The sequence below is a fragment of the Spirosoma aerolatum genome (assembly GCF_002056795.1).
GTDB lineage: Bacteria > Bacteroidota > Bacteroidia > Cytophagales > Spirosomataceae > Spirosoma > Spirosoma aerolatum.
Map to the genome: position 1 here is coordinate 1,024,853 of NZ_CP020104.1, position 24,611 is coordinate 1,049,463.

Below are 24,611 nucleotides of genomic sequence, written 5' to 3' on the forward strand. Positions count from 1 at the left end.
AGAGCTTAGGATAGTTTAGGTAAAGACCAAGGTGCTCGATAATGGGCTTTAGTGAGTGCCTGGGCCGACGGATCACTCACAATACCGCCCTGTCCATCATCCCAGATGAGCTTATGACCAGTCCGATAGGCAATGTTGCCCAGATGCGAATGCAGGGCTACATTGCGGCCAGCCTCTGCTGGGCAATTGGGTTGTTGTCTTGATCGAATGCATTCCAGAAAATTTCGGGTGTGGCTGTCCAGATCCCGGCCATTGCCATACTGAATTGGTTGAGCCGGAACCAGATACCGGCCCTGTTCTACCTCAGGTAGTACTTCCCATTTTCCCCGGTCAATCACCACCGTACCCAGGTTGCCAATAAACGCTACGCCATGATCGCGGTCGTAAGGGCCACGCATCGTTCCCAGCGACTGTTCCCACAGGATTGAGAACTGACCATAATCATACACAACCTGCATGGTGTCGGGTGTATCGCCGTCATGATCGGGAAAACCAAATTTACCTCCCGTAGCTATGACCGATTTGGGCGCGGTCACGTTCATTCCCCAAAGGGCAATATCGATCATATGGGCGCCCCAGTCGGTCATGAGTCCACCGGCATAATCCCAGTAATATCGAAAAGTACCGTGAAACCGATTTCGATTGAATGGACGACCTGGTGCCGGCCCCAACCACATATCGTAATCGACACCGGCAGGTACAGGTTCGTCTGGGCGGGGTGGAAATTCTTTGCCATAACTCATGAATGCCCAGGTTTTTACCGACCGGACCCGACCGATTTTTCCTGACTGAACGTAGTCTAGTGCCGCTTTCCAATGGTCGCCACTCCGCTGCCATTGCCCTACCTGAACAATCCGATTATAGCGCTTGGCGGCTGCTACAATCAGATTACACTCTTCAATGGTCGTGGCCAGTGGCTTTTCAACGTATACATCTTTCCCGGCCTGGCAGGCATATACGGCTGGCAAACAATGCCAATGATCGGGCGTACCCACGATGACCGCATCGACCGTTTTATCGTCGATCAATTTCCGGAAATCGTTGTACAGCGTAACTTTTTTACCCGTTTGTTTCTCCAGTTCATCTGCCCGTTTTTTCAGTACGTTGTTGTCTACGTCACAAAGTGCAACGCAAACAGCACCGGGATTTTTGAGCATCGACGTCAGATCTGCCCATCCCATGCTGTTAACACCAATCAACCCGATACGGATCGTATCGGATGGAGCTGCTGAACGGCTTATTTCGGGTAGCGTGGCCGACAGACCTAGCCCTGCCGCCAGGTGCGTTGACTGGTGAAGAAAATCGCGTCTTGATGAAGGCATTTTGTTAAAGTAGAAAAGGCTAAGGGCCACCTAAAAAAGGCAACAACAAATCGAAACTACTACCGCTATGGACTGCGATTATTCAGTGGCTGTGTATCGACAACTGTCTGACCTATTACGACGCAAAACGGGCAATATCCTGAACCGAATATTGCCCAATAATGAACAGTGAAAATGAAGTAGTTTATTGGAACAGCCGATCGACTACTTGCTCCTGACTTAACCCAAAATGATCGGCTACATCTGACAAGATTTTATTTAATGTGCCAAGCCTGACCGGATTATGTTTGGGAACAGTTAGATGGTGGGTACCATTGCGTACAGTGGTTAGCCGGAGATGACTCCCTGCTTGCCGGGTCTGTTCGTAGCCAAAATGCTTTTCTAATAATTTGATAAGTGATTCACCTTTGAGATCGCGAGGTGTTTTCATGAAGAATATCAGCACAATTGCTGAAATAGGCAGCACAATCAGCCTCTTTGACGTGCAAGTATGACGTAAATGTACATATAATTCACACCAAACTCAGGACTTCATCTTTCACGAAATGCAAATGGGCGATTTGTGGAGCTTGTCCTTCATCAAAATGGCAAATAGTTGCTTCCCGAATATTTGCTTTCAGTTCCTCCAATGTGTCGGCCTCCGTAACAATGGATTGGCCAATTGCCGACGCAATATACCCTCCCTCGTCTGCTTCCTCAATTAGAAAAAAGATTTCTTTCATGTAATCAGAGAGCCGGGCCATCGAAACGGCTCTCTGACAAATATAACGAATAATTCTAAACCGGGTACTGCCACTCGCCACGATAAGCACGGCTGAGTAATTTGTTGGCTTCGGGGTCGTTGGGTATCTGGCTGCCATCCCATTCAACGCTTCGGCCAAGTTTTAACGATAGCATTCCCAGCAGGGCCATATTCGTAGAGCGATGACCAATCTCGATGTCGCAAACGGGGAGTTTGTTGGACTTGATGCATTGCAGGAAGTTAGCCCAGAGCAAAGCGATGTTCTGGTCATCAGGTTTATCCAGTTGAGCGTCCTGATGGATAATCGGCTTTTTCGAATCGGCCGGATAGAAAGTCCAGCCATCGAGCCAGCCCATATGAAAAGTACCTTCCGTTCCGTAGAAATAGACGCCTACCGCCTGTTGAGGATGCGTTTTCTCCGCATTATTACCGGCAAAAGTCCGGTGTTCCCAAACAGCCGTGAAATTTTCAAATTCAAACGTAGCTACCTGATGGTCAGGCGCATCGCTATTGTCCTGTTTGATGGCTCGTCCGCCGGTAGAGTATACCTTACGCGGATGTTTTTCTTCAGTTATCCACAGAATCTGATCCATCCAGTGGATACCCCAGTCGCCGAGGGTTCCATTCGCATAATTCAAAAAATTACGCCAGCTTCTGGGGTGCATGGCTTTATTGTAGGCATGAAGCGGGGCAGGGCCGCACCACATATTCCAGTCAATTTCTGGCGGAGTTTCGCTATCGGGCGTAGGTTGTCCGGCCCCCCCTGCATAATGCACAAAGGCCCGTGCCATTCCAATTTTGCCTGCTTTCCCTGATCTCAGAAACTCCATACCCGATACATTATGGGGCGATACACGGCGGTGCATCCCAACCTGACAGATTCGTCCCGTTTGCCGGGCCGCTTTTACCATCGCTTTGCCTTCGTTAATGGTATGGCTGATAGGTTTTTCAACATATACATGCGCTCCTGCCTGCATGGCGGCAATAGCAGCCAGTGGATGCCAGTGGTCGGGCGTGGCTACAATCACTATCTGGGGTTTTTCGGCGGCCAGCATTTCCCGGTAATCACGGTACAGCTTTGGTTTATCGGTGGTGAGTTTGTTCAGCTCTTCGCTTGTTTTCTGAAGCTGGCGGCTATCCACGTCACACAAAGCTACTATTTTCGATTCGCCCGCCTGTACGGCACAACGCAGAATATTGTTCCCCCACCATCCGGCACCAATTAGGGCCGTACGGTATTTCTGGGCAGGCTGGCGTGTAATAAATGCCCGTACCTGGGTAGGGTCGGTAATGAGGGTAGCACCGGCAAGAGCAGACGTTTTCAGGAAATCGGAGCGGTTCATCGGAAACGAGGTTTCAGTTAGGTCAGAATCAGCCTATCAGGCAGGCCTTCCATTTGTCAAAGCTGAACCTCCTGGTTTTTTACCGTCGATTTTATAAACCTGATAGCACCGGTCGGCCTCCCAGCGCTTCCAGGAGAAGAAAAGTGACGGCTCCGATATATAAAACGGTAAACAGGAAAACCTGAGCTGGGCGTCGGGCGATGTAGTAGCCAAACAAGGGAATCAATTGAAGCGCATGCATTCCGAAAAAATGAGCGATGCGTAAATCACCAAATTGGGTAGACCAGTTGGTGATAGGCCATCCCGCACCCCCATCGGGTCCACCTACTGTGTGGCTGAGCCGGGTAGCCATGATAAATCCTTCAAATGCAAACACGACAAACAGTAAAATACCTAACCGAATGGCCCACAAATAGCTTGCCGCCAGCGGATTGTTGTGAATACGGAAAAAGAGATAACCAATATAAGCCGTCCAGCCGGTTAGCACCGTAATCGCTATGCCCATTAGGCTGAATAGCATGCCGTCAACAGGTGAACTGACGTTGAAGTGCGACAGCTTTCCCAAGGTTGCCTGTGCTGTTATAATTATGAGTTCGATGGTCATTGCTACGACCACTACCCAACTATAAATCGCCACGTTACGAGTCGGGGGCAGGTAACCCGTATACCAGGCCATCGTCCAGCAGAACAGTGTGATCGACACGAAGAACTTCATGGGCTTAATAAATGCATTGATTCCCAGCACCTGCACATGGGTAGTGAGCGCGAGTATGGCACAAATGAATGTACCGATCAGGCATAGCCAGCCGAAGGAATAGAGCAGGTTATTTCGCTTTTTAAGAATTTCCAGAAAATAGCTCATATGCAGGTCGGTTCAATTGGTCGTACTGGCCCTCATTAACTGAACGATACAAACGCTGACAAGTTTTTGTCCATTCCTTAAAATGCGATTAGATTGACAGTCGGCGCGTTCGAATCAACCGAATGATCCAGTATAGGAGTAACCCCACCGGGCCGAGCATAAAACAGAACATCAATGGAAGTATAATGAGCCAGTGTGGGATGTTTTTCTCCTGCGCATCCCGCACGATAACACTGCCAGCGACCAAATCGAAAGCAAGGTAGTGCACCCAGGCGGCCAGTATAACTCCATTGCTTCCGGTAGCAAATAGCCGTTTGATACCCGCCAGTGACCCGAAGGCACCAAAATCAATAATGCCATCGCCAAACAGATAAACGAGGTAAATAACAGCAATAAATACCGGAATTAGGTAGCTGTTCATCAGCCAGCGCGTTACCAGCCAGCGTGGGGCAAAGGCCATCAGCAACCACTGAGGCAGCACAAGCGTACTCGCGATCTGAAAAGCGGTTTCGGGCGACATGAGTAGTTAACCGATTACAGTTTACAGAGGCTGAAGCGCCCTATATCGGCTACATCAGCCACTGTAAACCCAAAACTTATTGAGTGACTTTTGCCTGGCCTAGTACTCGCAGGAGATTGCCACCCCAGATTTTGGCGATGTCGGCTTCTGAGTAGTTCCGCCGAACCAGTTCGGCGGTCAGGTTCTCGATCTGGCTCACATCTTCCAGTCCATTTACGCCACCACCGCCATCGAAATCGGAACCAATACCGACATGGTCAATACCGACCAGTTTGACAATATGATCGATATGATCGACAATGTCGGATAGGCTGGCTCGCTCCGACGCATACACTTTGGATACCGAATCGCTCATGGCCTGAATGCGGGCTTCCATTTCTGGTGTTGATACTTTACCAACCCGCGACATCCGTATTTTGGTTTTAGCGGCCCGGTGGGCATCCGACGGTTTTTTTAGGTAATCGCTCACAAAATTCACCTGTACTACCCCTCCTTTGGCCGCCAGTGCCTTAATCATATCATCGGTCATATTACGCGGAAAATCGCAAATGGCCCGACAGTTCGAGTGAGAAGCAATCATCGGTGCTTTCGACAAAGCCAGTGCATCGTAAAACGTGCTATCGGCTACGTGTGATACATCGATCAGGATACCCAGCCGGTTCATTTCAGCTACGACTTTTTTGCCAAAATCGCTTAATCCGCCATACATCGGCCCGTCAGGGTCAGTCGATGAATCGCCGATCAGGTTGTTGGCAAAGTGTGTAAGGGTGATGTAGCGAGCGCCCAGGTCATAATACTTCTGGAGCATCGACAGGTCATCGCCGACGGGATAGCCATTTTCCATACCGATAAATACCGCCCGTTTGCCCGCTTTCTGAATTCGATAGGCATCAGCCGGAGAGGTGGCTAATTCGGCCAGATTGGGGTATTTTTTCAGAGCCTGATGAATCAGGTCGAACTGGTTCAGCGCATCGCGTTTGGCATCGGCATGGCCTTCGGATGTGCGTGGCCCCTGCGAAGTATATACGGCAAAAAACATGGCATCCATTCCACCCTGTTTCATACGTGGGAAATCGATCTGCGACTGATCCCGTTTGGTATCGTGCGTCTGGCCGACGTCGAAGCCGTCTTTTTTCATCATGATCGGTGCATCGGCATGCGTATCGAGCGTCAGCACGCGCTGATGAATCTTATGAACTTTTTTCGCCACCGGATCATCGCCACCTGACGGACGGGGGCCAGCGAAACTCAGGACGAGTAGCGTATATAAAGTAATTGGAAGCATAATCAGTCAAGTTGTATAGAGACGAAGAGGATTGTTTCGAAACTACGCATTGCCCCCCGAAATGACAAACTTTCGACGGAAAGCTCCTGTTATGGCACTACCTTTGTGGTAATACTAATTTTGAATGAGTGAATGACAGAATGATTGAATAACTAGCCTATACACTTATTCAATCATTCTGTCATTCACTCATTCACTCATTAAAAGATGGCTGTTGTTCCTTATAAAGATAAAGATACGTCGAAGCGCGAACAGGTTGCAGAGATGTTCGATAGCATTTCGCCCAAGTACGATTTACTAAATCACGTACTGAGCGGAGGGATTGATATTCTTTGGCGTAAACGGGCGATTCGTGAATTAAAGCCGTACGCTCCCAAAACGATTCTGGACATTGCCACCGGTACCGGCGATTTTGCCCTCGAAGCCCTGGCATTGAAGCCCAAAAAAATTATCGGTGTCGATATTTCGGAGGGCATGCTCTCGATCGGGCGCGAAAAAATGAAGAAACGCGGTGTCGATTCTGTTATTGACCTGCGCACGGGCGATTCAGAACGTTTACCGTTTGCAGACAATGAATTCGATGCTGTCATCGTTTCGTTTGGTGTACGCAATTTCGAGAATCTGCTCAAAGGCTTAACCGACATGCACCGTGTAACACGTCCGGGTGGCGTTTGTGTGGTACTGGAATTTTCGAATCCACGTCAGTTTCCGTTTAAACAACTTTATTCGTTTTACTCCCGAACTATTCTGCCGCTCATCGGGCGCGTGGTAAGCAAAGACGCATCGGCCTATACCTACCTGCCCGAATCCGTGCAGGCTTTTCCCGATGGTCCCGACTTTCTGCGGATTTATGAAGCAGCCGGATTTACAACTACTAAATGGATACCGCTTACTTTTGGCGTTGCCTCAATTTACATAGGTCACAAGCAGGCTTAGCCTCTATGAATAGGATAGGTCGGACGGTGCGATCACTGAGCGTAACTGTTGTACTTGGCTTACTACTGACGGTTCACAGCCAGGCCCAGACATCGTACAAATACGTTCGTAAACACCTCGAACGTTACGACGAAAAGGAAATCCATTACGGGTTTTTCTTTGCCGCTCCGGTTACACGGTTCAGCGTAACCTACAGCCCTGAGTTTATGACAGCCGATTCAGCCTACCGGATTCACTCACCCAATAAACCCGCTTTTCGAGTCGGTGGGGTCATCAATCTCTTTCTGGATGATCGGTTTGATCTCCGCTTTACGCCGTCGGTATCTTTGTTCAGCCGGGAGGTACACTACGATTATCCGGGTGGCACTTCCAAAACTGAAACCCGCGAGTCGACCTGGGTCGATTTTCCACTGTTACTCAAATACAAATCTGAACGGCGCAACAATACACGCATGTATCTGTTGGCTGGTGGAACGTTTAGTATTGAAAGTAATGTGCGTCGAAAAGAGCTTCAGGGGGCTAGTCGGCTGAGTACCGGAACGATGGATTTTGCGATTGAATACGGTATTGGTCTGGAGCAGTTTTTTGAATACTTCAAGCTGGCACCTGAACTACGCTTTTCGCATGGCCTCGTCAATCTGTTTAATCCAACCAATAATGCGGCTGGCGTTGGTATCAGTAAATTGACTACTCATTCGGTTACCTTATACCTTAACTTCGAATAGCTTTGTTAGCCTATAAAAAGCGGATCATCGGTGTATATCGTGATCCGCTTTTTTGTTGCCTGATTATCAGCGAGCCGTTGGTTTTATTTTGCCAAAAATAAAGATTACCTATAAATTATTTTACAATATCGCTTTTATGTAGAATATTATTCGAAATTATTTGTCAATACAGTTAATTTAGCAGATGAGGTATTATATTGACTCTTAAAGGTCTACGCACGCATCATGACTAAACTACGCTTGCTTTACCAGGTCTGCTTGTTGGTACTTGTCTGGGCATTGTTCGAAACCACGTTTGTAAAGGCTGAATTGGTAGCCGATTCGATCCGGGTTACGGTTACAGAAGGAACCAATATGGCTGCCGATCTGTCGCCCGACAAGAAAACAATCGTTATCGATTTACAGGGTACACTCTGGTTACTACCGGCTACAGGTGGTATCGCCAAACCCATTACCGACGCACTTGGCGACTGTCGGCAACCGAGTTGGTCGCCGGATGGGAGTCAGATTGCTTTTCATGCCTTTTGGGATGGCCGCTATCATATCTGGACGGTGTCGAAGACTGGCGGAAACCCTCGTCAACTAACCAGCGGATTATCCGACGACCGCGAGCCACATTGGTCGCCCGATGGCAAAGCAATTGTGTTCTCATCGGATCGGGGAGGCAATTACGACATTTGGCAGCTAACCTTAGCCGATGGAAAACTCACTCAGCTCACGACCAATACCGCCAACGACTTCAATCCCGCTTTCGCTCCCGACGGAAAACAGATTGCCTTTATCTCCGACCGGACCGATGCACCCGGCGTGTACACACTAACACCCGGACGAACCGAAAAACTAATTTCTGCTTCCAACGACAAGCTGGCCAGTCCATCCTGGCAACCCGATGGATTAGCGCTTTACTATAACCTGCTCAATAAATCGCAGAGTGGTTTAGCGGCTGTCAGTTCACAGTCGGGTTCGGCAACGATTCTGACCGAACCGGCTGAAGATGTGTTTCCCTTTCGATTAGCCTGGTTTTCGACCGATGAGTATCTGTACACGGCTGATGGCCTCCTAAAACGGTGTAAAATCGGGAGTAAAACGACACAGACTATTCCGTTTCAAGCCATTATCTCCCTACCTCGCAACACCTACAAACGAAAAACGTATGACTTCGATACGAAAGGCCCCCATCCGGTACTGGGGATCAAAGGGCCAGCAATTTCGCCCAATGGTAAACAGATTGCCTTTGCCGCCCTGGGCGACATATGGCTTCTTACTAAAGGCGATAAAAAACCTAAACCATTGACCAGTGGCTCGTCTATGGAAGTGGACCCGGCCTGGTCGCCCGATGGTACCAAACTAACGTATGTATCGGATCGAAATGGAACAATGGATATCTGGATTCACGACTTGAAAACGGGCCAGGAAAAATGCCTCGTCGATATGGCTGAAGATCTTCACTTTCCAACCTGGTCGCCCGATGGTAGCAAAATCGCTTTCTACCAAAGTGATCCACGTAACGCCTGGGGGCGCAGTACACTGTATACGGCCGACGTCACCTATACGGCTGATGTTAATACGCCCAAAACGCAGAAAGTTCACGAGTCGGTCTTTGTGCCTAGTCAGGCAAGTTGGTCGCCCGATGGAAAAACGATTGCGGTATCAGCCTTGCATCCCTATTCGTCGCGGTATCGGGAAGGCGTTAGTGAAGTACTGTTGATTTCGTTCGATGGTAAAAATGATCGGTATGTATCACCTGCACCTAACCATAGCCTGGGGACACGCAGTAAAAACGGTCCCGTTTGGTCGCCCGATGGAACACAAATGGCTTATATTCTGGATGGCTTGCTCTGGGTAACGGCGGTTTTGCCCGATGGAACGCCTACTGGCCAACCGCGCCGGTTAACGACGGAGCAGGCTGAGGCTCCAACCTGGACAGGCGATTCGAAACATCTGTTATTTCTGGCTACTGAGGTGTTGAAAGAAGTGTCACTGGCTGACGGCCATATCGAAACCATTCCAATGGAATTGACCTGGCAACTAAACCAGCCTACTGGTCAGACGGTTGTTCACGCCGGACGTCTGTTTGATGGTCGTTCCAACACGTACCGACAGAACGTAGATATACTGATTGAGGGGCATCGGATTAAAGCCATTCTGCCGCACCAGGCGGGTCGTTCGGGAAAGTTGATTGATGCCTCCGACAAAACAGTCATTCCCGGCTTATTTGAGATGCATACGCACCAGCACGCCATGACGGGCGAGCGTTTGGGGCGGTTGTGGTTATCGTATGGCATTACTTCGATTCGCGAACCCGGTGCCGACCCATATGATGCCCTTGAACGGAAAGAATCGTGGGCTAGTGGAGTTCGTCCGGGGCCAAGGCAGTTTTTTACGGGAGGACTGACCGATGGAACCCGGATTTATTACGGAGCCGCCACAAGCATTAATTCCGACGAGCAGCTTGACCGTGAACTGAACCGTGCCGTTCGGCTCGGCTATGATCTGATCAAAACGTATGTTCGTATGCCCGATGCCATGCAGCAGCGTATCACGGCCTTTGCGCATGCGCATGGATTGCCGGTATCATCACATGAAATTTTCCCGGCCATGCGCTATGATGTAGATGCAGTTGAGCATATAGGTGGAACCAGTCGGCGTGGGTATTCGCCAAAGATTACGGCCATGAACCAAAGCTATCAGGATGTTATTGAGCTACTGGCGAAATCAGGGATGAACATTACGCCGACGGCTTCGCTGCAGGGTGGTTTTTTCGTGATGAGTTCAAAAAATCCAGCGCTTAATGAGAACCTACAATACAAAACGTTCTTCAGCGAAGACTTTCGAAATTCGCTTCAGGCCGGAGCTGCTCAGATTACCAAAATTAATCCGGGTTATTTAACCAACTTCGGCAACTTACAGCAAGGCGTCAAAAAATTGATTGCGGCAGGCGCCCATGTTACGACGGGTACCGATAGTCCTTTTGTGCCATATGGTCTAAGCTTGCATACCGAGTTGCAATCGTTCGTCGATGCTGGCCTAACACCCTATGAAGCTTTGCGGTCTGCAACCCTCTGGGCAGCTGAGACGGTAGGCGTTAGTAAAGACCTGGGATCTATAGAGCTGGGTAAGATAGCCGATTTGGTCATCGTAAAGGGAGACCCACTCCAAACGGTTCAGGATGCCCTCAATGTGGAGCATGTAATTAAAAATGGCGAACTTTTTTCAATTGATAGCCTGTTGAAACCCCATTGATTGTCAGTTTATTGGCCCTGACCTGAGAAAAATCTGTACAATTTTTCAAATTTTTCTCAGAATTTACTTGCAAAAAGACGAAACAGGCTGCTATATTTGCACTCCCAAACGACGGGAAACAAAGGGAGTTTAGCTCAGCTGGTTCAGAGCATCTGCCTTACAAGCAGAGGGTCGGCGGTTCGAACCCGTCAACTCCCACCACTGAAAATCAAGCACTTAGCAGATACTGTTAAGTGCTTTTTTATTCTGGGTACAACGCGGATCAAGACCCAAAGTTGCAATAGTCGAATAAAGTTGGGATGCTCTTGCTCACTCTACAGCATATAACTCATATTGCCTATAATCTATTCTATTCGCAAAAGCTGAGCGATGATCAGGCTACCCTGGAGTGGGCCCTTTCTTTGTATCCCGATGATACTAATCTAGATGATCGATCGTCTGGGTGAAATAAGCCAAGCGATGAAAACTCCCCAGCAGGCTTACGAATATTATTCGTAAGGGGTTGCACTTACCGAAAGACAAAAGTCATTGCTTCAACCAGTATTTATCAAAATATAGTCCGATCGTTTACAGAACAGGTCAATAAGACAAAGACATAAACTGTGTCGAACGGGCTTGGGGTGGCAGTTTTCTAATCTATCGGTTTGATGCCATTCATTTCCTGATCTCATATAATGCTTCTACCTGAGAAAAAGAGGATTGGCCTGTTCGTAAATGGGGCGTTTGCTGATACAGTATTTAACTCTAAATTTTATCCTTTACCATAACGTTTACTTACCCAACAGATTTAAATGGCATCAGTCACAACAAAGTTTCTCAGGGCAATTCTGATGATAGCGTGGACAGGCATAGTCGCTAACGCTCAAGGTAAATCATCAAAACCCATCTTAGTGCGGGTAGGTAAGCTGTATGATAGCGAAAAACGCCAGTTCATTAACAACCAAGAAATACTCATCGAAAATGGTTTTATCAGCTCCGTGGGTAAACGGCTGACACGGCCAAAAGGAACAACACTTATTAATCTGAGTCAGCATACGGTAACACCTGGGCTGATCGATATGCATACGCATCTGCTTTTCTATCAGAAACAGACGCAGACTGGGTTTGAAGATGGCGCAAGGCCACCCGCAGAAGAGCGAGTTAAACGAGGGCTTGGCTTTGCCAAACAGGATCTGAACGCTGGAATCACCACCGTACGCGATGTCGGCAATTCGGGCAGGTATCTGGATATTCGGTTAAAAAAACTATTGGGTACCGATGCCAAACTTGGCCCCGATATGTATGCTTCAGGGCCTATAATAAGCCCTCCAGGGGGACAGTTCGGTAAACTCGCTCCCGCAGATAGCGTTTTAATCGGTCAGGAATATACCGAAATTAAGGGTGTTGATGAAGCAAGAGCAGCGGTGTTGACCCATATTCAACACGGTGTTGACGTGATCAAAATTTGTGCAAATACGTATGATAAGCTTCTTTCGGTGGACGAAATCAGAGCTATTGTCGAGACCGCTCACGCTAAAAACATTCCGGTTACGGCTCATGCGACGCATGATGAACCCATCCGAAACGCTGTTTTAGGAGGGGTTGATGGTATCGAACATGGCTATAGTATGTCAGACAGTACATTAGAGCTAATGGCCGCCCGAAATGTATATTTGGTGCCTACTGATGTTTCGCGACGCAGAGGTAAAATATTGGTGGCTGGTCTGGGTATGAGGGGTAAGACAGCGGAAGTAGCCTTAAGTAGTTTAGACGCTTTCCATGACCGCTTGCGAAGAGCCGTAAAGAAGGGGGTGATGATTGTCTCGGGTTCCGATTTTTACAATGATGTCAAAGGTCTGAAGTGGGGTCCGAGTTCAGTGGATGTGCTCTTAGCCTACCGAGAAGCGGGCTTACCGGTGGCTGAGCTACTTAGTTTCGCTACTTATAATGCAGCCAAAGCACTTAAACGGTCAGACAGCATCGGTACGATCAAAAAGGGGATGAAAGCGAACTTGGTGGTCTTTAGTGGGGATTTAGAAACTAGGTTTGAGAAGGCTCTATTCGATGTGGAAGCGGTTTTTCATGCCGGCAAGTTAGTCTATCGTAAAACAAAAAAATAGTGTCCAGTACCCAGGTGTATAATCCCAAAGTGTGATGGGTTGGATTGCGAGTAAAGATAGTCAGATGGGCTTGCCACTGGGTACAGCCAAATTCATACGACGTTAACCCTCGTTCTTTAATCGTTTGGCGTGTGCAAGTGTTGACCCAACTCAGCGGTACACGGTGGCTTCTTTAATCGTGCGGTTCATGTGTTCTTCCGCCCGGCGGCTTATTAGTCCAAGGATGAGCCAGCTTGACTAAACGTTGCTCAATGGCCTCAAACAAATATGACTTTCCCTGTTGGGCATGCACTTCGGCAAAATCAATGTGCAAATAGCCAATGGGGTAGTTTTTAAACTTCTTTTGCGAGGTCTGCTTTTGGTCAGCCAGTGGTAAGCGGCTAATGCCGTGTCGTTGGAAACACCGATGCTGGGCAGAACATGACACGTGAACTTGCTGGCTTTTAATGAATAAATTTAGCTTCAAATTCTGTCCAGCAAAGCTTCGCTCATGCCTTCGAGCGCAAATTTACTGGCGTTATAGACGCCAAAGCCTGCCATCGCTTTGACGCCGGCCTGCGACGAAATCTGGATGATATGCCCGTTATTCTGCTGGCGGAACATGGGTAGAAAGGCCTGTGTAACGGCCAGCGTACCAAAGAAATTCACGTTAAAAACGGCGCGAATTTCTAATTCGGAAGCTTCTTCAACGGCCCCTGCGAAGCCATATCCGGCATTATTAACCAGCACGTCAATTTTTCCAAAGCGCTCGGTAAACGTCTGAACGGCCTGTCGAATTTGGTCGGGCTGGGCAATGTCCACCAGCAGAGCAAATCCTTGATTCACCTGTTTGACGTTAAAATCGGCGACTTGCTCCGCCAGGCGAAACGTACCGACTACAAAATCGCCATGCTGCATGACCGCTTCGGCGAGGGCTTTCCCCAACCCACTAGAAATGCCCGTGATAAACCAGATGGTAGCATTTGGCTGACTCATACCTGTTTCTGTAATTCAATCTGACAGCTGATGTGGACGTTTTCACCCACGGCCAGTCCGCCAAAATCCATAACCGTGTTCCAGACTATACCCCAATCCTTGCGGTTGATCGTTCCCGTTGCTTTGAATCCCGCTTTGGTATTGCCAAACGGGTCTTTCGGAACAATGCCCCGAAACACTACGTCCAGTTCAATCGGTTTGGTGATACCCGCTAAGGTCAGGTTCCCATCCATTTTGTACGTATTCGTAGCAACGGTACGTATGTCGGTGCTCGCAAAGGTCATGATTGGGTGCTGCTCGGCGTGAAAAAAATCGGCTGAACGCAGGTGGGCATCGCGCTGTTTGTCGAGGGTATCTATGCTGCTCACATCGACGTGAACGGTTACCTGAGCATCCGAAAAATCGTCAGTACCAACTACCACCGTTCCGTCAAATTTGTTAAAATGTCCTTCGGTTTCGGTAATGCCAAAGTGTGTAACGGCGAAGCCAATCTTGCAGTGTGTGGGTTCAAAGGCCCACTTGGTCAGTTCTTGTGTCATTGAAGTAAGTCGGTGAAAATAACGACACAAAGGTATTTGACCCGTTACTGGGAGGGGTAGAACAGAACCGACTATACCCGGTACAATTCGGACATCGTTTGCCGAAACAAGGCCGGTGACTGACCCGTAGCCGCCCGAAAAATGCGGGCGAAGTAAGACGGGTCCATAAAATTAAGGTGGGCGGCTATTTCCGTTATGGTCTGGTCGGTGAATGTCAGTAATCGCTTGGCTTCAAGTAGGCTTCGTTCCCGAATGACGTTGCCCGCCGTCTGGCCGGTCACTTCCTGGCAAATTAAGTTCAGATGATGCGGAGTCATATTGAGCGCCGATGCGTAGTAGCTGACTGGAAGATTCTGGCTAAACTGCTCATCGAGCAATTGCTTTAATTGCTTGTATTGAATAACATATCGACGGGATATGGGCGGCTGTTGCTGGTTGATGCACCGCTGAATTTGAGCTACTAGCACTTGTAGTAGCGGTTGGGTGATAGCTGCCGCGTGGTCGGGGCGCTGATGTTCGCGGCTCAGTAACTCAATCGTCTGGCGAATGTACCGAAAGTCGGTTGGGCTGGGTTGTAGCAGTGGGTTGGCGTAGAAATTATCCAGAAAACTTAGCGCAAACAGCGTGTCTTTATTCTGCTGGTTGAGCAGAAAAAACGCTTCGGTAAACAAAATACTGCCGCCCCGTAGCGCTTCCCATTCCTCAAACTCATGCAACTGCCCCGGCGAAATAAAAAATAGCGATTGGGGCTGAAGTTCATACGTCTGATAGTCAATAGTCTGCTGGCTATTTCCCGCATCGACCCAGATGATTTCGTAGAATGTGTGACGATGCAGGTCTTCTACGTCGGGTTCGGCCATGCGTTCAAAATGGGTAATTTCAAACGCCGTCGGATTGTCCGGCTGATTAATAAAATGCCCGATGGAATAAACAGGAAAATGGCGGTGCATCGAATTTTTACTACTTATTAGCTCCACTAAGTTAGCTTACCAGCCAACACGCCGACCGGCTGACGAAGCTTTTCCTTGAATTCGGAAGGTGGCAGCCCGACTATCTTTTTGAAAAAACGGCTGAAGTTCGAGACTTCCTCAAAACCCAGTTCATAACTAATTTCTTTGGCTGACTTGTCGGTGAACGACAGCAACCGCCGGGCTTCTAAAGCGATACGCTCATGGATAATCTGGAGCGGGCTTTCCTGTTCGCTCAGAGCAAACACGTTGGTTAGCGTTTTGGGCGATTTGGCCAGTTTATCAGCGTAAAAACTTACTTGATGTTGCTGACGGTAATGTTGCTCGACCAGCATTCGGTATTGCCGAATCAGTTCCCGGCTCGAATCTGGCAGCAATGCGTCAACGTATTGCATTTTAACCAGCCTGGTAAGCGTGATAATCAGCCGTTTGAGCAACATCCGCAGCATCTCACCCTGAATGTTATCACAGGTAGCAAACTCGTCGTTGAAGACAACTAGCAGGGCCGCTAGTTTGATCTGTTCGTCAGCCGTTAAGCGCAAAAACATCGGTTCGGGGCGACCGTAGAACAGCAACCCCGAACAGGATACTTCTTTGTCGTGGTCGATGATGCAATAAAACTCCCGGTCAAACTGCCAGGCTACGACAGTTTCGGCTCGTTCGAAACGAAACGTCTGATTCACGACTAGTGGTAACACCGTCTGGGCCGGAAACACGTAATCCAGCCCGTCGATGGTGACGGGCTGGTCGGCTCCGGTGTTCCAGGCGATCGTCAGCAGGCGCTGTCCGCGACCGGTCGGCACTTGATTTCCGCGAATGGTTTCGTCAAAAAATTGACGGTAGAAACCCGCTTCGTGTTCAACGAGCCGGATGACGCCATCGGTAGTCGGTTCATGATAAATTGACAGCATAGAACGGCTATTTCCAGACAAATTACGCAACTGTGCCTTCGAGTTCGGCAGCCAGCGGCCAGTCGATATCGACACCAGTTAAATTGTGCAGGTAATTGGCCGCAATTTTTTCGCTCACTTGTAAAATCAGGTCGACCAGATTGCCTTTATCATACCCGGCGGCATAAAAAGCGTTCAGGTTTTCGTCGGATACGTGCCCTTTGTGTTCGGTAATGTCTTTCGCCAGGACGACCAGCGCATTCAGTTTGGGGTTGGTACTGTGGCCTGCCCGGATGATCAGCGTTTCTTCTTCCGAAATTCCATTCATTTTGCCGATGGCCGTGTGGGCGCTCTGGCAGTAGCGGCAGTCGTTAACTTCGCTCACGACTAAATTAACGGCTTCTTTTTCTTTATTGGAAAGCGACGTTTTGGCTCCCTGAAAAGCCAGATACCGAGGCAGTGCATTGTCCGAATGGCCGAACGTAGCGAACAGATTAGGGACGAAACCGGCCATTTTTTGCAGGCTATCGAAAGCCGTTTGGGTTGCGGGCGATACCTGATCGCGGGTCGGGACAGTGAATTGTGCCATGCGTTGGTTGATTTAGTTTCTGTTTGATTAACGAGACAAAATTCGCCGATGAAAGGCAGGCCGGAAATAACGATTCCACCCGACTAGTTATCAATTTCGCCCGACCAGCCTGATGTGTTTCTTAATTATACTAAACAGCCAGACTTGAAATGCCTTCATTGGTTACCAATCTCGAATCGTAGAGTGGCTAAATTTAGTAGCGTTGTGAGAAAGCAGAAAGAGCGGGAACGATTCTCTAAAAAGCAGCACTCGTGTTTACTAACGTGCTTAAAACCAAGTGTTTATTTTGATTGACTCAAAAGTCTGTATTTTTAGAAGGTGATGTTAGCTACACTACGTAATACACTGGAGGCATGGCAACCACTCTCCGAAACGGACTGGACTATGCTTCAGGCGTGCATTCAGCTATGATAGAATCAGCCATCGACCAATGCCATCTATACCTGGAAAAAGTACTCGCTCGTTGATAGTGGCCCGATAAGTTTGTCCCGCATTTCCCACTTTAGCCCTTTGGCAATGATGATTTTTCGATATACATCGGGTTGTTGTTCAAGCCCACTTTTCATACTGATAGTTGGGTTGGAGATAACCGAGAATAATAGGCTCCGAAAGGCAAACGGTGGTCGGGCCGTTGAAGAGAGGGTACCCAGGCGTCTTGACATACAAACGCCATTAAGTCGTTCCCACAGTAGGGCCGTATGGCAATCATAAATCCACAACCCAGGCCTGGGCGTTGCGTTGGTTGAATAGTCAATACAGGCTGAGTGAAAAAGGCTATCCTGGCGACGGCCTTTTCACTCAGCCTGTTTCTGAAAATTAGCTTTTCTTTCCAGCTTGTTCGATCTGTTCTGTTTGCGCATGGCCTTCCGGCAGAGGAGGGGCTAACATAGGCTCATCACCCAGGGGCTGCGCTTTTATTTCCCGGAACTCACTCTTGCCATCCATCGATGGGCCTTGTGTCCACCGTCGGTTCTGTCCGGCCGATCGGGAGTCGGGGTCAATGTTGGTATCTACAAAAGCATAGCTAAATTCCTGATGCTCCTGGCTCTGTGGAAAACTGTTCGGGATAGGTAATACCCCCCGCATATCGCCATGCCCCAACTCTTCCAGAACGGCCAGCCATTGCTGCTGGTGCATGGTATCGCGGGCAATCAGAAAAGAGAGCATGTCTTTCATGCCTGCATCGTCTGTCAGTTCATACAGCCGTGTGGCCAGCGTGCGCCCGGTTGCTTCGGCCATTACGTTGGCAAACATATCGGACGCCATATTCCCTGAGCTAACTACCCAGGAGCCGTTGAATGGAACACCATTGGCATCAGAAGCCAACGCCCCCATGCCACCCGACAGAAAGTGCCGAGGGTCTCCTCCACCGATGATTTTTTCCATAAGTGGGTCGTTGCCAACAATTGTGTCGATCACACTGCTTGAAGCACCTTGCAGGTTCAGACAAACGGCGGTAGCCAGCATTTCGATATGAGCAATTTCTTCAGTGCCAGTGTTTAGCAGCATATCCCGATAACGAACAGGGCCTCGTGAATTCCAGGCCTGAAACAAATATTGAAGGCAAACCCGGATTTCGCCTTCAATACCGCCGATGGCTTGTTGAAGGGCACGAGCGAACTGAGGGTCTGGTTTTTCGACTTTGACGGTGTACTGGAGTTTTTTGTCGTGATAAAACATAAGAAATAGAGGGGTTTATTGGTTTTTATTGACTTTAGAGCCCGGTTTACCTGGCCGATGCCCTTTTTTTTGATCGGTCGTATGGCCACTGGCCTGGCTACCGGAAGAAACCTGCGAGGTACTGGTTCGGGATAAAACAGGCGACCCATTACTTGATATATCGCGCGCCTGTTTTCGGCTCTGCTGAGCTGCTCGGCTACCCTTCGAACTACCGCTTGCATTGCCACCTGCCTGCGCCATTAGCTCGGCTGTCGCCCAGATCATAAGCCATACGAGTATCCAGATTGGCTTTTTCATAAGTCGCTAAACTGCGTTGGTATTATCCTGTCAACGCCCATTACATGGGTAATGGCTTTAAAAAAAAGACCAGGAGTGAGCGAACGGTGCCAGCCCAAAAAGTGGGTTCCGTTACCTCATTAAAGTCTCGAAATAGCAGGAAAGGAGTGGGGGCTGATGAGTTGAAACCCTACTAAACACGAATCATCTCATGAACCAGCCCCCCCTCCAGCGGTATCCGCATCCCGACGATGCGGCCCCATCTGATCAGTACGATACAAAGAATAACGAGTCGCTGGCCCAAACGCGAAAGGGCCAGAGTCCGGTTAGTAGCAGCCCTGGTGAAACGCCCTACGAGGGAAGTCATGCCGATAATTATGATCCAGATCAGGCACCCGACCGATCGGTTACCGAGGATGGGCCAAGTGGTGAAAACACCAAAAATAACGGTGCACATGGTGGGGGCCTGTGGACCAGTGGGGGGCAAGTTACGACGGGAACGCCCTACCACGAGGGAGATGATGACCTGATCCAAAACGAACCAAAATCCACGGAAGGACAATAAAGAGGAACCTATGCAATCAATCAGGATACTTTTTCTCAGCGGTTGTCTACTGGCCTGTTCAACGCAGGAACGGGAAGGGCAGGAAACGGGTGGCGCAGCGGGTCTGGGCGATGCCTATATGGCCCGGCGCGTAACGGGCGTTTGGCTGCTCAGTACAGACTACCATTATCAGGAACGATGCAATTACTTGCCGGAAGAGTTTGTGCGCAATCTGTTTCATCTGGGCGATGAGGTCGAGCTAACCCGTTACACCGAGTTAAACAGTTGTGAACTTCGGTGGGGGCCAAACAAAATTGGGTTTTATCTGGAAAGTGAAAAGCCCTTCGAGTCGGTTTATCAATCCGAATATTATTTCAATAAGTTATTCGATCCTAAGGCCAATCAGATAGCCGACCAGCAGGCTAGGGCCGAACCGGCTCTGTCGGGCCCCGCGCCCGAAGGCACTAATGCCGAAACACCCGCTAGTACAACAAGCTCGTCGCAGCAGGATTCTACGCGAGGTGCGGACCCGAATTCGCCCATTGAGGGGATAACCAAGCAGACGCCCCCTCTGGTGGCTCCCGTTCAAAGCCCTTCTGCTGGCGAAGCCGTAGACCGGGTAGGGGATAAAGCGATTTGGGAACCCGGTAAAAAATCCTTGCATGTCCTTTACAACAACCATGTCTTTAGTGTAGTGGCTCAAATGCCGGGTAGTCAGGCGGTTTTGAAGCAGGGCTCTATTGGCCTGGCCAGGCTGGTGATCGAATCAGTCAATGGAAACCGAGACCCTAGAGGCTGACGGGAACGCTTTCCGGCTTCTGGTTCAGGGCAACGACGGATGCCCCATTCCCTTACTCGCTTTGTCTCGTTGGGGCACTCCGTCCAGCAAACGAGTTGGTATAAGCAGTCCCGATCAATTAATCGTAGTCATCAAAATATACATATGCTAGCCATGAATTACCGGGGCCCTCGACGGGTCCGTATTGACTCAAAACCGTATCCCGAAATCAAACACCCGGAAGATGCCATCGTGCGGGTGACCCGTTCCTGCATTTGTGGGTCAGATTTGCATTTGTACAATGGTAATGTGCCCGATACACGCGTCGGATCGACGTTCGGGCATGAATTTATCGGCATTGTCGAGGAAGTAGGTCCTGAAGTACACAAACTCAAAATAGGCGATCAGGTGCTGGTGCCCTTCAATATTGCCTGTGGCAAATGCTCCTTTTGTCAGCAGGGTTTGTATGGTAACTGCCACGAATCCAACACCGAAGCTACGGCGGTAGGGGGCATCTTTGGGTATTCGCACACGGCTGGTGGGTTCGATGGGGGCCAGGCCGAATTTGTTCGGGTGCCCTACGCCAATTTCGGGCCTACGGTTATTCCTCCCGGCATGGACCCCGATGATGCTGTGCTGCTGACAGATGTAGTACCAACAGGCTACCAGGCAGCCGAGATGGGCGGTATTCAACCCGGCGATACGGTTGTTGTATTTGGTGCTGGGCCGGTAGGTATCATGGCGGCACGCTGTTCGTGGCTGTTTGGGGCGGGACGCGTCATCGTAATCGATCAGGTTGATTACCGACTGGAGTTTGTCCGAAACTATGCTCCCTGCGAAGCCTATAACTTTAACGAGATGGACGATCCGGTGGTGTTTGTCAAAAAAATAACGGACTGGATGGGGGCCGATGTATGCATTGACGCCGTTGGGGCCGAAGCCGCTGGTAGCCCGTTGCAAACCATTACCGGACGTAAGCTACTGCTTCAGGCCGGGTCGGCAACAGCGCTTCACTGGGCCATTAACTCGGTCAAAAAAGGAGGCATCGTTTCGGTGGTGGGCGTGTATGGACCTACTGACAACCTGGTTCCAATTGGTAATGTAGTTAATAAAGGGCTTACTATTCGGGCTAATCAGGCGTCGGTAAAACGGCTCCTGCCACGGCTGATCGACCATATTCAAAATGGTATTTTGGCCCCTAAAGCCCTGATTACCCACCGTGTGCCGCTGGAAGATGTCGCCGATGCCTATAACATCTTTGCCAACAAACTCGACAACTGCATTAAACCCGTTCTTATTCCACCTTCGGCTCGAAGCTAACACACAACGACTATGGAAACCATCGAAACATTAGCACAGAAGTACACACATATTCGGGGCTGGGGCATTGATGCCGATCCGAAAAATGATCCGACCTATCCTATCAAGAATCGCACCGATGCCGAACAACGGGGCTACTCCTGGCAGCGGCCGACACAACAGCCCATCGACACGGAGGTGCTTCGCTCAATAGAACGCCCAAACGTCAGCGCCGTTTTTGGGACGTCGGTACCTCCAACCGGGCTTAGCGGCCAGATTCGTCGGTTTGCCTTTCGATTCAGCGAATCGGAATATGGGCATTGGCTCCCATTGCTGCTCGCCGACCGGGTCAACGTGGTAGAAGGGCTTATCGATGATGTCAGACAAGGGATTGTTCCCAACATTTTTGCCGAAAAGGGGATGCTGGCCGATTGGAAATACAATCGAAAAAATCTGCTTCAGCATGTGCTGATCGGAGCGGTGGTGACAACCACAATCCTCACGATTATGTCCCGAACGAAGGGCCCCGGAAGAGCGTAATCCATACGACAAATCCGCATAGTCCCGAATCGAACCTGCTTCACGAAAATGAGCAGATGGCGCTCGGAAAAGTCATCGGCGCCCCAAAATCTGAACTCTTAGTTTGCGAAACCCTAGTGGAAAACCGCTCGGTCGGCAAGTGCCCTGTAAGTACTTGCCGACCGAATAATAGGTTGCTTATAGCGGTATTAGATGCGCTTCTCTACATCGGGCTTGAATGGTTGATTATAGTGCCGTTTGCCCGTAGTCTTATACAAGGCATTGGCTACGGCACCAAACACAGGTGGGAAAGGGGGCTCTCCTAAACCTGTTGGGTCGATGTCATTTTCGACAAAGTGAACCTCAATTTGTTTGGGCGCTTCGTTATGGCGAATAAGTCGGTAATTATGAAAGTTGGTTTGCTCGGCGGCACCAGCCTTATGCGTGAGGGCTCCGTAAAACGCATTGCCAATCCCGTCGACCACTGCCCCCTGAACCATATTCTTCGCGGATTCCGGATTTATGACAATCCCACAATCCATAGCACTGAATACTCGCTCTGCATACGGTACACCATCGCGGGTGACCATATCGACTACGTGAGCTGCGTAGGAATTGTGGCAAAAATAAGCGGCTACACCCCGGTTATACTGTTCGCTGCCCGGCGTATTCCAGCCCGATTTGTCGCGCACCAGTTGGAGCACACCCGCATACCGATCGGGGTCATACTCATTGTTTTTGCCTACCGGATTATCCTTCGCGCGTTTTAGAAGATCAAGTCGGAACTCGATAGGGTCTTTGCCCATAGCCTCGGCCAGTTCGTCCAGAAAGGATTGTTCGGCGGCAGCGTTGAAGTTAGAACGTGGGGCCCGGAAAGCACCGATGGTGATGTTGGACGGAATCTGCCAGCCTTCGGCCAGGTAATTGTCAACTGCTCCAGCCGGAAATCGATTGGCATGAATGGGATGCTCGGGTATACCACCCCCTTTTACATGGAAGGCAATCAGATTTTTATTCGCATCCAAAGCGGCCCGATACGTGGCGGTGTACATAGGACGGTAAATGCCGTACGTCATGTCGTCTTCGCGGGTGTACATTAGCTTGATTGGTGCTTTGGCCTTTTTGGAGATCAGAGCCGCTTCTACCAGATAGTGCGAATAAGCCCGACGGCCAAACCCTCCGCCCATTCGGGTCATCTGAATCTCAATCTTGTCGGCAGGCAGTCCCAATCGTTTAGACAACGTTTGCTCGGCTACGCCGGGTGCCTGCAAGGGGCCTGCCAACAGGGCTTTGTCGTCGGTTACATGCGCGAAGAAGTTCATCGGCTCCATTGTATTATGCGCCAGAAAAGGGGCATTGTAGGTCCGTTCGATGATTTGTGCTGCATTTTTGAAGGCTGTTTCCGGGTCGCCGTCTTTTCGAAGCTGGGTGGCAGGCTTTAACGCCCATTCCTTCATTTTTTGCAGTTGGGTAGTCGTACTTTCCAGACCGGCGGGTGTAATGTCCTCAATCGTACGCCCGAATGCATTCATGGTTTCTCTAAGCTCAGGAGCTGGCTCCCACTGAACCTTCAGCTTTTTGCGAGCATTCATAACCTCCCAGGTTGTTTTGCCTACCACTACCAGTGCTTCATTGAATGACCGAGTCTCGAAAGCACCCCGCTCGGTGCCCTCCTCGAAAAGGGTAATGGTGAATACATCCTTGATGCCCGGCATTTTAAGGGCCTGGGAGGCATCAAACGATTTTAGTTTCATCCCAAAAGCGGGTGGGTGTTGAATCATGGCGATCTGCATACCCTCCTGACGATAGTCCAGACCAAATAAGGGCTTACCGGTTACTACCTTAAGGCCCTCAACATTTTTCTTTGGGTGGCGGACAATGCTAAACGCCTTGGGTGTCTTGAGCGTAACGTCTTTGGGTACCGGGATTTCGGCCGCTTTTGAGGCTAGCTGTCCATATGTAGCGAACTTGCCAGATTTCTCATGGTAAAGCATCCCGGCTCGGGTCGTTACCTCATCAGCGGGAACTTGCCAGCTTTGGGCAGCGGCTTCCCGGAGCATTTGCCGGGCTGCCGCGCCTGCGGTCCGTAGTGGTTTCCAATAGGCTCTGACCGACTGGCTTCCCCCGGTAAACTGAGAGCCAAATTTGACGTTGTCGTGTGGGGCCATGTCGACCACAACCTGTTTCCAGTCTGTATCCAGCTCTTCAGCGATAATCATCGGGAGCGACGTCATCACATTCTGGCCAAACTCAGGGTTAGGGCACAGAAGCGTCACCTTATTGTCGGGGGTAATTCGGATATAGCCAGTAAGCTGAGACCATTGCGCTGGCAGGTTCATAGCCTCCATTTTATCAGCGGGCTTAAAACTGGATAGCCAGCTAATACTGAGCATCATACCACCACCCGAAAGCAGTGACGCCTTCAGAAAAGAACGCCGATTATAGGTTGTTTTCGTGTTTTCCATGTCAAGGTTCTG

The 24,611-nt window shown here is 49.6% G+C and carries 24 protein-coding genes, 1 tRNA gene and 1 pseudogene; 9 read left to right on the forward strand and 17 right to left on the reverse strand.

The window, feature by feature from the left end:
- Positions 1-5 precede the first annotated feature (5 nt).
- The 7 genes from B5M13_RS04225 to B5M13_RS04255 form a co-directional block, all read right to left on the reverse strand.
- Positions 6-1,322: a Gfo/Idh/MocA family protein gene (locus B5M13_RS04225; protein ID WP_080054450.1), complete on the reverse strand. Its 1,317-nt coding sequence runs from the start codon at positions 1,320-1,322 to the stop codon at positions 6-8.
- A 184-nt stretch (positions 1,323-1,506) separates the two neighbouring features.
- Positions 1,507-1,752 (reverse strand): type II toxin-antitoxin system HicA family toxin, encoded by a 246-nt coding sequence (locus tag B5M13_RS04230; protein ID WP_080059789.1) that lies wholly within the window; start codon positions 1,750-1,752, stop codon positions 1,507-1,509.
- A gap of 82 nt (positions 1,753-1,834) precedes the next feature.
- Positions 1,835-2,044 carry a type II toxin-antitoxin system HicB family antitoxin gene (locus B5M13_RS04235; protein ID WP_080059790.1) on the reverse strand — a complete coding sequence of 70 codons (210 nt, stop codon included), beginning with the start codon at positions 2,042-2,044 and terminating at the stop codon, positions 1,835-1,837.
- A 55-nt stretch (positions 2,045-2,099) separates the two neighbouring features.
- On the reverse strand, positions 2,100-3,407 hold the full coding sequence (locus B5M13_RS04240; RefSeq protein ID WP_080054451.1) for a Gfo/Idh/MocA family protein: 1,308 nt from the start codon (positions 3,405-3,407) through the stop codon (positions 2,100-2,102).
- Positions 3,408-3,498: 91 nt separating this feature from the next.
- Positions 3,499-4,269, reverse strand: a complete 771-nt coding sequence (locus B5M13_RS04245) for a hypothetical protein (protein WP_080054452.1) — start codon at positions 4,267-4,269, stop codon at positions 3,499-3,501.
- Between the two features lie 88 nt (positions 4,270-4,357).
- Entirely contained in the window at positions 4,358-4,789 is a 432-nt protein-coding gene (locus B5M13_RS04250) for an ABA4-like family protein (protein WP_080054453.1), read from the reverse strand.
- 76 nt (positions 4,790-4,865) lie between these two features.
- Positions 4,866-6,074: a dipeptidase gene (locus B5M13_RS04255; protein WP_080054454.1), complete on the reverse strand. Its 1,209-nt coding sequence runs from the start codon at positions 6,072-6,074 to the stop codon at positions 4,866-4,868.
- A gap of 207 nt (positions 6,075-6,281) precedes the next feature.
- Between B5M13_RS04255 and ubiE the strand changes: the two genes are divergently transcribed.
- The 5 genes from ubiE to B5M13_RS04280 all read left to right on the forward strand — a co-directional run bounded on the left by ubiE (position 6,282) and on the right by B5M13_RS04280 (position 13,077).
- Positions 6,282-7,010: a bifunctional demethylmenaquinone methyltransferase/2-methoxy-6-polyprenyl-1,4-benzoquinol methylase UbiE gene (ubiE, locus tag B5M13_RS04260; protein ID WP_080054455.1), complete on the forward strand. Its 729-nt coding sequence runs from the start codon at positions 6,282-6,284 to the stop codon at positions 7,008-7,010.
- 5 nt (positions 7,011-7,015) lie between these two features.
- Positions 7,016-7,735: a type IX secretion/gliding motility protein PorT/SprT gene (gene porT, locus B5M13_RS04265; RefSeq protein ID WP_080054456.1), complete on the forward strand. Its 720-nt coding sequence runs from the start codon at positions 7,016-7,018 to the stop codon at positions 7,733-7,735.
- A 225-nt stretch (positions 7,736-7,960) separates the two neighbouring features.
- Positions 7,961-10,978, forward strand: a complete 3,018-nt coding sequence (locus B5M13_RS04270; protein ID WP_245859766.1) for an amidohydrolase family protein — start codon at positions 7,961-7,963, stop codon at positions 10,976-10,978.
- 123 nt (positions 10,979-11,101) lie between these two features.
- Positions 11,102-11,179 (forward strand) — tRNA-Val (locus B5M13_RS04275).
- Between the two features lie 590 nt (positions 11,180-11,769).
- Positions 11,770-13,077, forward strand: coding sequence for an amidohydrolase family protein (locus tag B5M13_RS04280; protein WP_245859767.1), 1,308 nt, complete (start codon positions 11,770-11,772; stop codon positions 13,075-13,077).
- A 159-nt stretch (positions 13,078-13,236) separates the two neighbouring features.
- Here the strand turns inward: B5M13_RS04280 and B5M13_RS33270 are convergent.
- From B5M13_RS33270 to B5M13_RS04320, 9 genes and pseudogenes are all read right to left on the reverse strand, one after another.
- Positions 13,237-13,507: pseudogene (locus tag B5M13_RS33270) on the reverse strand (hypothetical protein); the annotation flags it as partial.
- 32 nt (positions 13,508-13,539) lie between these two features.
- A complete protein-coding gene (locus tag B5M13_RS04285; protein ID WP_080054457.1) occupies positions 13,540-14,052 on the reverse strand; it encodes an SDR family NAD(P)-dependent oxidoreductase in 513 nt (170 codons plus the stop codon).
- A complete protein-coding gene (locus B5M13_RS04290) occupies positions 14,049-14,591 on the reverse strand; it encodes a YceI family protein (RefSeq protein WP_080054458.1) in 543 nt (180 codons plus the stop codon). Before B5M13_RS04290 ends, B5M13_RS04285 begins: the two co-directional genes overlap by 4 nt.
- A gap of 71 nt (positions 14,592-14,662) precedes the next feature.
- Complete coding sequence (locus B5M13_RS04295) at positions 14,663-15,541, reverse strand: helix-turn-helix transcriptional regulator (protein WP_080054459.1); 879 nt, start codon at positions 15,539-15,541, stop codon at positions 14,663-14,665.
- A 26-nt stretch (positions 15,542-15,567) separates the two neighbouring features.
- On the reverse strand, positions 15,568-16,470 hold the full coding sequence (locus B5M13_RS04300) for a helix-turn-helix domain-containing protein (RefSeq protein ID WP_080054460.1): 903 nt from the start codon (positions 16,468-16,470) through the stop codon (positions 15,568-15,570).
- A 22-nt stretch (positions 16,471-16,492) separates the two neighbouring features.
- Positions 16,493-17,038 carry a carboxymuconolactone decarboxylase family protein gene (locus B5M13_RS04305; RefSeq protein WP_080054461.1) on the reverse strand — a complete coding sequence of 182 codons (546 nt, stop codon included), beginning with the start codon at positions 17,036-17,038 and terminating at the stop codon, positions 16,493-16,495.
- 437 nt (positions 17,039-17,475) lie between these two features.
- Positions 17,476-17,700 (reverse strand): hypothetical protein, encoded by a 225-nt coding sequence (locus B5M13_RS04310; protein ID WP_179950478.1) that lies wholly within the window; start codon positions 17,698-17,700, stop codon positions 17,476-17,478.
- Positions 17,701-17,854: 154 nt separating this feature from the next.
- Entirely contained in the window at positions 17,855-18,718 is an 864-nt protein-coding gene (locus tag B5M13_RS04315) for a manganese catalase family protein (RefSeq protein ID WP_080054462.1), read from the reverse strand.
- A gap of 15 nt (positions 18,719-18,733) precedes the next feature.
- Complete coding sequence (locus B5M13_RS04320; protein WP_155297182.1) at positions 18,734-19,015, reverse strand: hypothetical protein; 282 nt, start codon at positions 19,013-19,015, stop codon at positions 18,734-18,736.
- A gap of 190 nt (positions 19,016-19,205) precedes the next feature.
- Here B5M13_RS04320 and B5M13_RS04325 point away from each other — a divergent pair, with 190 nt between their 5' ends.
- The 4 genes from B5M13_RS04325 (at position 19,206) to B5M13_RS04340 (ending at position 22,155) form a co-directional block, all read left to right on the forward strand.
- Complete coding sequence (locus B5M13_RS04325; RefSeq protein ID WP_080054464.1) at positions 19,206-19,559, forward strand: hypothetical protein; 354 nt, start codon at positions 19,206-19,208, stop codon at positions 19,557-19,559.
- Positions 19,560-19,569: 10 nt separating this feature from the next.
- Complete coding sequence (locus tag B5M13_RS04330) at positions 19,570-20,337, forward strand: hypothetical protein (RefSeq protein WP_080054465.1); 768 nt, start codon at positions 19,570-19,572, stop codon at positions 20,335-20,337.
- A gap of 144 nt (positions 20,338-20,481) precedes the next feature.
- Positions 20,482-21,636 (forward strand): zinc-dependent alcohol dehydrogenase, encoded by a 1,155-nt coding sequence (locus B5M13_RS04335; protein ID WP_080054466.1) that lies wholly within the window; start codon positions 20,482-20,484, stop codon positions 21,634-21,636.
- 12 nt (positions 21,637-21,648) lie between these two features.
- The gene (locus B5M13_RS04340) at positions 21,649-22,155 is read left to right on the forward strand and encodes a hypothetical protein (protein ID WP_080054467.1); all 507 of its coding nucleotides are present in this window, start codon (positions 21,649-21,651) and stop codon (positions 22,153-22,155) included.
- Between the two features lie 188 nt (positions 22,156-22,343).
- Here the strand turns inward: B5M13_RS04340 and B5M13_RS04345 are convergent, their stop codons facing one another.
- The gene (locus tag B5M13_RS04345) at positions 22,344-24,599 is read right to left on the reverse strand and encodes a xanthine dehydrogenase family protein molybdopterin-binding subunit (protein WP_080054468.1); all 2,256 of its coding nucleotides are present in this window, start codon (positions 24,597-24,599) and stop codon (positions 22,344-22,346) included.
- Positions 24,600-24,611: the final 12 nt, after the last annotated feature.